Origin of the sequence: Sphingobium xenophagum (assembly GCF_031457465.1) — a bacterium.
GTDB classification, from domain to species: domain Bacteria; phylum Pseudomonadota; class Alphaproteobacteria; order Sphingomonadales; family Sphingomonadaceae; genus Sphingobium; species Sphingobium xenophagum_A.
On sequence record NZ_JAVDWV010000035.1, the window covers coordinates 1 to 12563 of the forward strand.

General features: G+C 57.3%; 8 protein-coding genes and 2 pseudogenes. 7 read left to right on the top strand and 3 right to left on the bottom strand.

The genetic code is table 11. The features are described from left to right. Nucleotides 1–114: 114 nt before the first annotated feature. Nucleotides 115–1092 (bottom strand): LysR family transcriptional regulator, encoded by a 978-nt coding sequence (locus J2W40_RS20135; protein ID WP_310227744.1) that lies wholly within the window; start codon nucleotides 1090–1092, stop codon nucleotides 115–117. An 853-nt stretch (nucleotides 1093–1945) separates the two neighbouring features. Here J2W40_RS20135 and J2W40_RS20140 point away from each other — a divergent pair. The 7 genes from J2W40_RS20140 (at nucleotide 1946) to J2W40_RS20170 (ending at nucleotide 11835) form a co-directional block, all read left to right on the top strand. Continuing rightward, nucleotides 1946–3727 carry a thiamine pyrophosphate-binding protein gene (locus J2W40_RS20140; RefSeq protein WP_310227745.1) on the top strand — a complete coding sequence of 594 codons (1782 nt, stop codon included), beginning with the start codon at nucleotides 1946–1948 and terminating at the stop codon, nucleotides 3725–3727. A 106-nt stretch (nucleotides 3728–3833) separates the two neighbouring features. Beyond that, a complete protein-coding gene (locus J2W40_RS20145) occupies nucleotides 3834–6119 on the top strand; it encodes a TonB-dependent receptor (RefSeq protein ID WP_310227746.1) in 2286 nt (761 codons plus the stop codon). 117 nt (nucleotides 6120–6236) lie between these two features. Next, nucleotides 6237–7961, top strand: a complete 1725-nt coding sequence (locus J2W40_RS20150; RefSeq protein WP_310227747.1) for a GMC family oxidoreductase — start codon at nucleotides 6237–6239, stop codon at nucleotides 7959–7961. A 54-nt stretch (nucleotides 7962–8015) separates the two neighbouring features. Then, nucleotides 8016–9020 carry a zinc-dependent alcohol dehydrogenase gene (locus tag J2W40_RS20155; RefSeq protein ID WP_310227748.1) on the top strand — a complete coding sequence of 335 codons (1005 nt, stop codon included), beginning with the start codon at nucleotides 8016–8018 and terminating at the stop codon, nucleotides 9018–9020. A 97-nt stretch (nucleotides 9021–9117) separates the two neighbouring features. Next, nucleotides 9118–9858 (top strand): SDR family NAD(P)-dependent oxidoreductase, encoded by a 741-nt coding sequence (locus J2W40_RS20160; protein ID WP_310227749.1) that lies wholly within the window; start codon nucleotides 9118–9120, stop codon nucleotides 9856–9858. A gap of 71 nt (nucleotides 9859–9929) precedes the next feature. Next, nucleotides 9930–10907, top strand: a complete 978-nt coding sequence (locus J2W40_RS20165; protein WP_310227750.1) for an SDR family NAD(P)-dependent oxidoreductase — start codon at nucleotides 9930–9932, stop codon at nucleotides 10905–10907. Nucleotides 10908–10950: 43 nt separating this feature from the next. Next, nucleotides 10951–11835 (top strand): sugar phosphate isomerase/epimerase family protein, encoded by an 885-nt coding sequence (locus J2W40_RS20170; protein WP_310227751.1) that lies wholly within the window; start codon nucleotides 10951–10953, stop codon nucleotides 11833–11835. A gap of 53 nt (nucleotides 11836–11888) precedes the next feature. On the opposite strand, the pseudogene J2W40_RS20175 reads toward J2W40_RS20170, so the two are convergent. Next, nucleotides 11889–12149: pseudogene (locus J2W40_RS20175) on the bottom strand (integrase core domain-containing protein); the annotation flags it as partial. An 11-nt stretch (nucleotides 12150–12160) separates the two neighbouring features. Further along, nucleotides 12161–12433: pseudogene (locus J2W40_RS20180) on the bottom strand (transposase); the annotation flags it as partial. Nucleotides 12434–12563: the final 130 nt, after the last annotated feature.

Consider the following 12563-nt stretch of genomic DNA (forward strand, 5'->3'; position numbering starts at 1 on the left):
CTACCCGATACGACAAGCTCGCCCGAAACTTCCTGTCAGCCGTAAGCCTCGCTGCCGCAGTGGCCTTCTGGCTTTGAACGAGTCTCGACCCTAGAAACCAAAGATGAGAGCCATTCAGATGGTGACCGCTCCGTGATCGGCGGTAATTGCGAAATAGCGCTGCGCTACCGTAAGAAGGCACTCGCGCAGCCATCGGTGCGCAGGATCGATTTCATTCCTACTGTGCCAGATGAGGGTCTCGTTCAGGACCGGCAAACTGAGCGGCGGCTGTACGGTCTTGATGCGATGGGTATTGGCCAAGCGACCTGCCATGAGCGACGGTACGAGGCAGACGAGATCCGTCCCTATGATGATCTCGATCGCCGTGGCAAAGCTTGGCACGACCAGCACGGAGGTAGGGCGTTCCTCCTGCAGGCGGAGGGCTTGATCGACTAGGCTCGGAACTTCCGAATTAAACCGGACCTCCACATAGGGCATCCGGCGGAAATCGTCGAAATCGATGCCAGCTCTTATTGCATTATTGCCCGCGTCTGCGACCAGAACAAACTCATCCTGGAAGAGCGATACCCGCCGAAAGGATTGGGTGTCGTCTGAAGCCTGCGATCCACGGCGGCCGTCGGTGAGCGCGGAACCGGCTGCGGCGATGCAGAAATCGATCGTGCCTTCGTTCAGCCGGTCGAGCGCATCCGCGCTGAACTCGTCAATCTGGCAAGTCGACAACGGCGCTTGTTGCCGCAACTCTCCAACGAATGGCACCCCGAACACTCGAGCGCAGAAATCGGTCATCGCTATTCGGAAACTGCGGGAATTTATTGCTGGTTCGAAGGTTGGCTCATTTTGCAGCAAGGCGGAGATGCGGGATAGGACATCCTTGACTTCGCTCTCGAACGTGATGCCTTTGGGGGTCAACTCTAGCTTGCGGCCAACGCGTTTCAGCAACTCATCGTCAAAATGCGTTCTCAGCCGTTGCAGCGCGATGCTCATCGCTGGCTGAGAAATGTACAGCTTGGAAGCGGCGCGCGTAACATTTCTTTCAGTAAGCAACGCATCAAGCGCCACGAGCAGGTTTAGATCCAGACCCTTATAATTCACGATCGGTCAAATCTCCCATCGTCTTAGGTCTTTGCATTCAGCCCGAATGATCGGCAAACCTATAGACGTTCCTGCCAGACCGTTCTGGCTACATGAAGCAGTATGGGCGTTCGATGCCGAATTTCAAAGGCATAAGTGATCGAGGACTGACCATATCTCCGGGGCATTCTCTTCGACGCATCAAGCGTACGCCAGACTGGCGAGATTCCAGCAGAGGTCGCGCTTATGAACCCTGGGGCCGTATCAAGTCTAAACCGAGGGCGATGAGCGCTGGCTCCAGGTGTAGCCGTTTGACGCCGCATGAACCGGCTTCGACAGCAGGAGGCGTAGTGTCCGGGCGATCCCCGCGAGGCGCACTGGATCGCGGCGCCCTGGGGAGCACCCGAACGGCCGATGCAAATCTTCCCTTGGTTTGATCACACCGTTTTTGAGAAAGCGCTATTTCGTGTCCTGCGCAGTCAAACAAGAAGATCCGGATTGCTGTCGGATTTCCTGAGATTCGCGGTAAATTTTCCGCAATTGCCTTGGCTATTAATATAGTAAAACCGTAGGATCCGTAGAATATTAGAAATAAAAATCCAAAGCATATATAGATATATGTATAGATTATTCACAAAAACTCTATTGCTAATAAACAACTATCGCGCGGGTCCACCATTATATGACAAAATTATATCACCTATTATTCATACAAATACGTTGAAAATCAGCGTTGTAGTTGATGAAGCTGCTTGACATCGCAACATCGATGGTGCGATCAACCTCCTCACGATTGATGTTGGTCATGCGAATGACGCTAGGCCGCGCAATTTTTGATAAACATGCAGCGCGTTGCGCGTGGAGAGGTAATGTAATGGCTGATTCCGACCTGCAGGTACATGGCGACACGGACGGGGCGTCTCAAAAGCTCGCTGGCGCGGATGCTGTCGCAAAGTCGCTCGCTGCATGTGGCGTTGAGGTTGTGTTTGGCTACACCGGCGGCTCTGTCAACGCGTTGGCACGGGCGTTGGTCGACGAAAACTTCAAGATGATTGCGGGGCGCACGGAAATCGGTGCCGCGTGGATGTCTTATGGATATAACCGGATCAAGCGCAGGGCTTCGTCGGCGGTGCTTACGTGGCATGTCGGGTCTCTTCACGCGTCGCCGGTTATCTATGGTGCGACGATGGATGGAACGCCACTGCTGTTCATGACGATGGACAACCCGCCCGCCATGGAGGCGCGGGATGGTCTTCAGGACGCGCTCAAGGTTTATCCGGCGCTGAGCAATCTTGCCAAGTACAGCAAGAAGGTCACTGATGGCTCTGACCTTCCCGTGATCGTCAGGCAGGCGGTCAAGGCTGCCAGCACCGGCAAGTTCGGCTCATCCGTGCTGGTCCTGTCTCAGCCGGCCATGTTCCAAGAAACTTCGATCAAGGTCGAGCCTTTGACCCTTCCCAAGCCACCGGTTGGCAATGCTGACGATGTGCGCAACGTGTGGGACATGCTGAAGAGTGCAGAGCGGCCCGTGCTTTACGTCGGTGCTGGCGTCCACTTGTCCGACGCAGCTGATGAGGTGCGTGAATTGGCGCAACTCCTTGGTGTTCCCGTCGTGTCAACGTCTTGGGGCGGCCGTGGAGTGCTCGATGATCGGGACGAGTTATATATTGGCGCATCGGGTAGCTTCGGATGGATTTCGGGCAACGATGCGCTGCAGCGTTCGGATCTCTGGATCGCGCTGGGTGTGTCGTTCTCGCAGATGAGCACCGGAAGCTGGACCATCAGCAAACCGGAAAAGGTGGTCCACGTCGATATCGACACCTATGAACTGGGCAAAATCTTCGAGCCAACCGTTGCAATCGAGGCCGATGCGAAGGGTTTTCTGCGCCAGCTCCTCTCCCTTGCTCAGGGAGACGAAGTCAGCGCGCGACAGTCCTCGCTTGAAGCGTGGCGCGAGGAGACTCGGTCGATGAAGGCGTCGTTCCTGGAGGAGATGCTGGCCTGGGCCGAGCCGGACGCGGTCCCGCTCAATCAGTATCACGTGATCCGCGTTATGTCCGATCTGCTGCCGGACGACACATTGGTGGTCGGCGATTCAGGCGGTCAGGCTTTCGCGCTTTATCGTAGCTTCCGGTTCAAGGCCAACACACCGCGCCCGACAGGTGGCCATTACATGTCGCTTGGTGCCGGCCTTCCGGTCGCGATCGGCGCGAAAATGGCCGACCCTTCGCGTACGGTCGTTGTCTATCATGGCGATGGCGGCTTTTATTACGACATAAGCGACCTGTCGCTGTTGGCTGAGCATAATATCAAAGTGATCGTCATCATCGACAACAACGGTTGCCTTCTTGCCAACCGCTCCGCTTCCAAAGCGGCCGGGTTTGACAATCCTTGGGTCGATTTGCCGCAATCCACCGACTTCATTGCCGTTGCGAAGGGCTTCGGTGTCGATGGCGAGACGGTAGAAAAGCCAGAGGATCTTGAGGGTGCGATCAAGCGGGCTATTGCTTCTGACAAAAGTTATGTTCTTGATGTCCGAACGACATCGGGCATGCGCATTCGCCGGGCTCTGACGAACATCATACCTATCGTGGGCGATAGGACGCCCAAGTTCGGTCATTTGGATATGGTCCTCGATGGATCTTGGCCGAGCTAGTCCAGCTGTAGATTGAAAATTGCGTCGTATGTTCGGCGCGGTCCTAAAAAAAGAAAAAAAGGCAACTTGGGGAGGATAAGTCGTGTCCAAATTAAATAGCGTTTACATGCTCCGACTGGATCGCCTGCTTGCTATGGCGTTAGCGGTCAATTTGTCCGTTACTGTCGCCGTCGCGCAGGAGAACAAGACTGCAACCGCTGTAGCTGAGAGCGCTGCTGGTCAAGGCGGTATCGCGGACATTGTGGTCACCGCAAACCGCCGTTCCGAAAGCATCCAGAAGGTGCCAATTGCGATCACGGCAGTGACGGCGGAGAGGCTGGCTGCCGCGAACATCATGGGAACCGAGTCGCTCGCTCGTGTGGTGTCCGGCCTGACATTCCAGATCAGCGCCGGCGGCACAGCGCCCCACCTTCGCGGGATCGGAACCACTGCGGTCGGCGCAGGCGTCGAAAACTCGGTGGCGACGTATGTGGACGGCGTGTACATTCTGAGCGTGAACGGGGCCCTCGTGCAGCTCAACAACATCGAGCAAGTGGAGGTTCTCAAGGGTCCGCAAGGAACATTGTTCGGCCGCAATGCCACGGGCGGCGTCGTGAACATCCGTACCAAGGATCCAAAGCAGGAGCTGTCGGGCGAATTCACGGCCCGCTATGGGAATTACCAGACGGCATCCCTCCAGGGCTATCTCACCGGCGGTCTTGCCCCGAATGTTGCGGCGGACATCGCAGGGTTTGTTTCGCTCCAAGGCAAAGGGTATGGGCAGAACCTCTTTCTTGGCAAAGATGTGAACAAGCTGGATCAGTATGCGATCCGGTCCAAAGCCCTTATCGAGCCGACAGATCGCGACCAAATCCGCATCATTGGCGACTTCTCGCGTATGAAGGGACCCGGTATCGGTGCTTACGGTCTTATCAAAGGCACGGCCGTGAACTACGGTCCTGGGACGACGCTTGCCGGCGAGCGACCTGATCTGGCCGAATTTGTCGCTTCCGGTGTACTGGCGCCCTTTGCTGAAGTCGGAGAGCCCTTCCCTGCCACGGGTGGGTTCCAAGATACTTATACGGCCAGGCAACCTTACTACAGTTTCAATACCGGTGGTGCCAGTCTGCAGTGGGACCACGAGTTTGACGCGGTCAAAGTTACGAGCATAACAGCGTATCGCCGTGCCGTGCAGCGAGTTGGCTTCCCGAGCATTCCTGCACCGGCTGATCGAGGATATGCTACGATCGTCGCCAAAGACAAGCAGTTCTCGCAGGAGATCCAGTTAAGTTCCAACACCGCCTCTGACGTCAAGTGGCTTGCAGGGCTGTATTATATGAACGGAACGGCGACCTACGAGCCATTCGTCATTAGTGGAACGTCTTTATCTCCGCTCGAGAGCCTCACGTTCTTTACCAATCAGAAAACAAAATCCGGCGCAATATTCGGGCAGGCGACCATTCCCCTTTGGGAGGGGGCTCACTTAACGGGCGGGTTACGTTACACCACCGAACAGAGGAAGATAAGCGGCAAGACAATATTGACCTTTCTGCCGGCTTTCGGAGGCTCGACACTGGAAACGGGGGCGGTAGATGCCGCCAAAACGTTCAAGAAGCTAACGTTCCGTGCCGCTCTTGACCAGCAGGTCACACCTGAAGTACTGGTTTATGCTTCCTTCAACCGTGGCTTCAAGAGCGGCGTTTTCAACGCGGTTCCACCCAGTTCAGTCGTAGTCAAGCCTGAAGTGCTTGATGCATATGAGGCAGGGTTCAAGGCAGACCTTTTCGACAGGCACCTGCGCTTGAATGTTGGCGGATTCTATTATGATTACTCCAATCTTCAGGTGACTGTATTCCAGGCCGCATCGGCTGTGCTTCAAAATGGTGCGGCTGCCAAGCTGTATGGGGTCGATATCGACGCCACGGCACAACTCGGTGAGAATCTGACGATCAACGCCGGTGCCACGCTAATGGATTCGAAGTTCACTTCGTATCCGGATGCAGGCTTCTTCAATCGGGTTCCGATCGCGGACGGCGGCGGCGTGAACCAGACAATCGGGAGCGCCAAGGGCAACAAGATTCCCTATGCACCGGACGTGACGTTCAACATCGGCGCGGTCTACAGCGTCCCCATCGGCGACGGCGCTTTGGATGCGACGGTGAATTACAGCTACTCCTCACGCTTCTATTCCGGCCCGGACAATATTTTGGGCCAAGGACGCTACGGGCTGCTGGACAGCACCCTGACCTACAAGTTTGCCGATGAAAAGATGAAGGTAGGGGTTTTCGGTAAAAACCTCACAAACAAAAACTACTATACATACCTTATCGCTCAGGCAAATCCTGGTGGCTTTGAAGAGGGTCAGGCCGCTGCGCCTCGTACATACGGGGTCATGGTCGGGTACAGCTTCTGAAAAAATTCCTGCAGCCTGCGCGAACCGGTTTCGCGCAGGCTGTGTATGCGGATGACCTGATTCATATGTGAAACGCGATGTCGGCAGAACATCAGATAAGTGAGAAGGATCGGGCAAGTGAATGCCAATAAACGCATAACCGATCCGGGTATCGAGCAGACCGAGTTCGACTTTATTGTCGTAGGCGGCGGGTCGGCCGGATGCGTGATGGCCAATCGCCTTTCGGCAGACGCTTCGAGGCGCGTTCTTGTCATCGAGTCAGGGCCGGACCTGGGCGAGGTGGAGCCGGAGATTATCTCCGACCCTGGCCTTCGGACGACTTTCAAACCGGAGTTCATCTGGTCAAATTTCCTAGGGACAGACAGGGGCCCCCAAGACACCGATCGTTTGGTGCCCGTAGTCCTCGCGCGCGTGCTGGGTGGCGGTTCTGCCATCAACGGCATGCATGCACAGCGGGGCTTCCCGAGGGACTACGACGAATGGGAAGAATTCGGGATCACCGACTGGCGGTGGGATCGAGTGCTGCCCTATTTCATAAAGGTGGAGACCGACAAGGACTTCCAAGGTCCGCAGCATGGCAGCACTGGTCCTATCCCGATCTCCAGAATGCAGAGCGATCGGTGGAGCGGGCTGTCGCGTGCGGTGCGCGATGAATTGGTCAGCCGCGGACTGGAAGCGCAAACGGATCTGAACATCCAGTTTTCTGACGGCGTTGGCCCCGTTCCTTTGAACATCAGCCCGGCGACGCGCGTGTCAGCCGCGCAGGGATATCTTGGCGCCAGCATACGCGCGAGGCCAAATCTGGCCATAGTCACGGACACCGATGTCGATACGATCGTCTTCGACGGTGCCCGCGCAGTTGGCGTGTCGGTGCGTACGCCCGACGGGCTCAAGCGGATCGCGGGCCGCGAAGTGGTCGTTACTTGCGGTGCGATCAACACGCCGGCGCTGCTGCAGAAATCGGGTATTGGCGCTGCTGAGACGCTCCGCGCATTGGGGGCACCGCTTGTCGCCGACCGGCGCGGGGTTGGCCGCAACTTGAGCAACCATAGCATGGTCAGCCTTAACGCCCATGTGAAGTCCAAGGGCCGACCGGCAAATACACTGGCTCCGCCATGCATGATGATTGCGCGGTATTCGTCCAACGAACCGGATTGTCCGCGTACCGACATGCTTCTCAATGTTTGGGAGCGTGCACTCTCGCCTCATCCGCATGACCCGCTGGGACGGCAAATTGCCGATTTCATGTTTATCCTCAACAAGCCGTTCTCCAGAGGATCGGTCCTGGCGAACATGAGCCCGAATGGGCGGCCGCACGTGCAGACCAATATGTGGGGGGATGACCGGGATCTCACCCGCATGGTGGGTGCTTTTCGGCACGGCATATCACTGATGAATTCAGCGCGCGTAAGCCCCCTGCTGAATACGAAGTTTCTTATGAAGTTCTCGCCTCTGCTTATGACCTACCTCAGCGATACACCGCGCGGCAGACTTCTTAGCAAGGTCGGCGGAGTCGCTTTTGCATCGTCCGATTTCCTGGCTGAGCAAGTCCTGAAGCAGATGGCCACCGCGCTGAGCACGATCGCGACCGACGATGATGGTCTGCGAGACTTAGTCCGGTCGATCGCGATGATGGGCGGACATTGGGTAGGTTCCTGCCGGATTGGTCGCAGGGATGATCTGGACGCCGTTGTGGACGAGCGAGGTCGCGTTATCGGGGTTGAAGGTCTGCGCATCGCAGACGCCTCGATTTTCCCGACTGTGATGTCGGCAGGAACGAACTTGCCGGTCTTGATGGCCGCAGAGAAAGTGGCGGACCATATCGTCAATAAGGACAACTGAGCCGCGAGGCACTTTTGCCCCGCTCGAAGAATTGCAATTTTCAGGAGTAGGATAATGACGCAGACTATCGGTGGCCGCGCACTTTGGTTCGAAGGACCGCGGCAGTCAGCGTTTCGCGATGAATTGGCCCCTCCACCCGGCCCTGGCGAAATTCGCGTGCGCGCAATTCACTCGCTGATCAGCCAGGGTAGCGAAATGAATGTCTACCGTGGCGAAGGCAAGATGCTCGAGATGCCGCTCGACACGATAAAGGGCACGCTGCCTTTCCCGGTGAAATTCGGTTATCAGTTGATCGGCAGGGTGGAGTCCGCAGGCGAAGGTTCCGGTTTCGAGGCCGGCGATCTCGTCTTCGCCACCCATCCCCATCAAGACGTTTTCACAATGCCAGCAGCATTCGGCGTCAAGTTGCCGGCTGCTGCAGATCCTCTTCGCGCCATGTTCACCAACATGTGCAATGTCGCGCTGCGAACTTCGCACGAAGCGCCTGTGCGTGTCGGAGAATGTGTGGTCGTCACCGGCCTGGGCGTCATTGGTAGCCTCTGCGCGCATTTGGCTCGCAAAACGGCAGGTCGCTTGATCGTGGTGGATCCGATGGCTGAGCGACGCGAAGCTGCTGCATGGATCGGCGCGGACGCCGTCATCGATCCGTCAGAACTGGGCAAGGTCGTGGCCGAATACACCGAGGGACGCGGCGCTGACATGTTCATCGAGACGAGCGGCGCCACGCCCGCTCTGCAGAGCGCTCTCGATTATAGCGGTGACAGGGGCATGGTGGTCGTCCCCGCCTGGCACACATCACGCAACACACCGCTGGCGCTTTCGCCCGATTTTCACCTTCGCGCGCTTACTGTGAAGAGCGTCTTCGTAGCCAGTGTCGGCGGGGACGAGGCTGCGCGGTGGCCGCTCGAACGTCGCCTCGGCCAAGCTTTGGATATCGTCAGCAAGATCGATGTCAATCAGCTCATTTCGGAGCGCATTCCGTTCGAACGCGCGACGCAGGCGCACAGCATGATCGATAGCGGGGCGGGCCGCGCGCCAGCGATCATCATAGATTACTGAGCGAGTCTGTTCAGGCTCTGACGCAGCATACCTCGTTGCAGCCAGTGTTTCAGCAAAGCCAGCTCTACTTATGTTCAGAGCGATGGAGAGATAAATCGTGACACATAGTGACCGAGTAGCCGTTATTACCGGAGCTGCGCGCGGTATCGGCCAAGCTATTGCCGTCGGACTGGCAGAACGGGGGGCTCGAGTGATCGGCATAGATCTCGCGGTGCCCGAGGAAACTGGAGATCTGGTTCGGAAGGTGGGAGGCGAATGGTTGGGTCTTACGGCAAACGTCTCCTCGCCTGACGATATTGCTGAGGCAACTTCAGCCGCATTTGCGCACTTCGGCAGTGTCGGCATCCTGATCAACAATGCCGGCATTTTCCCGAGCTGCAGCATCGAGGATCTCAGCTATGAAGAGTGGCGGCGCGTCCTGACGGTCAACCTTGACTCTCAATTCCTGATGACCAAGGCGTTCTTGGGATCGATGAAGCAAGCGAACTGGGGGCGCATTGTCAATTTCACGTCCGGTTCGCTGATGTTCCCTGTCGAGGGCCTGGCCGCGTACAAGGCGAGCAAGATGGGAGCAATCGGCCTGACTAGAGCGCTTGCCGCCGACCTTGGCAAATACGGCATCACCGTAAATGCCGTCAGTCCGGCGCTGACCCCGACGCCTGGCGTCATGTCCTACGGCAGCGCTGACAAGATCGACCAGATGGCTAGCATGCAATCGATCAAGCGGGTCGCCGAGGCGCGCGACATGGTCGGTCTGGTCTCGTTCCTGACAAGCAATGATTCCGAATTCGTGACTGGCCAGACCATCCTTGCGGACGGCGGTCTGACTTATATGTGAGATCGCCGACCCTCGCTCCGCGAGGCGGACCGCAAATCGGCTGGCAAAAAATTCGACGCGAAAGGAAGTTCATGAGCGAGATTCGATTTGACGGGAGAGTCGCCCTTGTTACCGGCGCAGGACGCGGCATGGGCAGATCGCACGCCATGCTTCTTGCACAGCGCGGTGCCAAGGTCATCGTCAATGACATCGGCGTGATGATGGACGGACGCGACGGAGGCGAAAATCCAGCCGACGCGGTAGTCCGTGAGATCGCGGACGCGGGCGGTACGGCGATATCGGATTACAACGACGTGTCTTCGGAGACCGGCGTGGCGAAAATGGTGCAGGCCGCGATAGACGCGTTCGGGAGGTTGGACATCGTTGTCCATAATGCAGGCGTCGTGACCTTCATTCCGTTTGGCGAGATGACGTACCAGCAGTACCGGCAGGTTGTGGGGGTTCACACTGACGGGGGCTTCCTGCTGGCCAAAGCGGCTTGGCCACATATGGTGAGCCAAGGATATGGGCGCTTCATCTTTATCACATCCCAGGCGGCCCTTTCCGGAATCACCAATCTGGTCCATTACGGGGTCGCTAAGACCGCGCTGACTGGCCTTGCACGTTCCCTCGCCCTGGAAGGAGCTGAGCACGGCATTGTCACGAATGCGCTTGGCGTGACGGCATACACGCGAATGATGGAGGGGCTTTTTGAGCCAACGGACGCTAACCGTTCAGATGTTTATGATTCCAACGACGCCAAGAACTGGTGGGCGCATTACATGCGGCCGGAATTAACATCTGCGGCCGTGGCATGGCTCGCTTCCGATTGCTGTACGATCAATGGCCAGACCTTGGATACCGGGGGTGGGGTTGTGGCGCAACAACAGCTGATGATGACCCAAGGCTACGCCAAAGTTGATCTGACGCCAGAGGACGTACGCGACAATGTTGCAGTCATCCTGGATGGCGCACCGGGCCGGAATAATTTCAAGAGTGGAATCGAGTTTCTCGACTGGCAGCTTGATCGCGTCTCCGCAGGTGGCGCTCCGCGTCCGCCGAAGATCTAGGTGCACGCGGCACGTCTATTTTATCTGACCCAGGAGTTTGGAAATGGTTTGGTCAATGCGATACAGCATTCATCACGGGTATGAACCTCCCGCATTGAGACCCCAGTTCCTTGCTACTGTGGGCACCGATGATCCCGCTGCGCACATCCGCTACGCTGCCAGCATCGGCATGTCTGGCATTCTTTATCCGTGGGCCATGGAAAAGCCAGCTACCGAGCGCGATCGCGTGAAGGAGGCGCTGCTTGAAACCGGCCTGACGGCAAGTGCCATCGTAGCAATTCCCGCAGAATTCGTGGTTAGCCCGATCCTGGCCGATCGGTCTCCTGAAAATCGACAGCGTCTCGCGCAGTTCGTCAAACGGTCGTCGGAAGTGGCGGCGGCGCTTCAATCCTCGACCCTGGCGGTACTGATCGCCGCGGACCCTGCGATCCTGAGTGAAGACGAGCAATACGAGAACGTCGCGGCAAATCTTGCTGAAATGGCTGCTATCTCAGGAGACCATGGCATCGTCATCGGGATCGAACCGATAGTGGCGCTCCCCGGCCTTTTGCTCAGGTCCACACAGGACACGCTCAAACTCATCCGCATGGCCGCCAGCCCCTCGGTCGGCATGATCTTCGATACGGGCCACATCGCGCAAATGGGAGAGGATCTTGTGCAGTCGCTGAATGAGGCGATCGATCAGGTATGTCTGCTGCAGCTGGCTGATCAACCTGGTCGGGTTGAACCCGGTGCCGGAGAGCTTGACTTGGTTGAAGTCGCCGCTCTGGCAGTCAGGCGAGGTTATAATGCTTTGGTCGATCTCGAGCATGGCTGGACATCGCCGTCTGCTGAGGGAGAGGCCGCCGGCCTGGATCGACTCCGCGAATTTGATGCCGAACTGCAGCGCAATCTTGCTGCCTTCCATAATGATGGCCCAAGTGGATGAATATAGACACCATGGCCCTGCTGCCGGTTTGGCGGACACCAAGATAGGCTCATTTAAGCTACACCAGCTTTCCGTTCGAAGTCGACGGAGCCGAGATACCCCAAGGTTGAGTGCCGGCGTGTCGGATTATAAAATCTTTCGATATAATCGAACACATCGGCTCGGGCCTGATCTCGCGAATGGTAGACCTTGCTCCTGATCCGCTCGGTTTTGAGAGAGGAGAAGAAGCTTTCCATCGCAGCATTGTCCCAACAGTTGCCGGACCGGCTCATGGAACAGGTTACACCATTGTCCTTCATCAAGCGCTGGAACTGCTAGAGCATTTTCACATTGACCGTTGATACCCGGCGGCGGGGAAGAAGTTGGCACATTCGTGGGGCGGGAAGCGGTCAACAAGGTTGCCGATGCGTTCGACAAGGGCATCGACGGTGCGGGCCGGTTCCTGCCGCAGGAGCGCCTTGAGCTTGGCGAAGGCCATCTCGATCGGGTTCATGTCGGGGCTGTACGGGGGCAGGTAGAAGAGTTAAGCGCGCCGGGCGATGATCGCCTCGCGGATGCCAGCGACCTTATGTGCGGGCAGATTGTCGAGCACCACGACCGCCTTGTCACCGATAGAGGAAATCGCAGAACAAAGGTAAGCGAGGTCTGACGGCCGCCTTGCGCGGCGCCCATTCGGGGGGATGATTGCCGCTCTTTGAGCGGGGTGGCCGATGTCGGACGAGATTGAG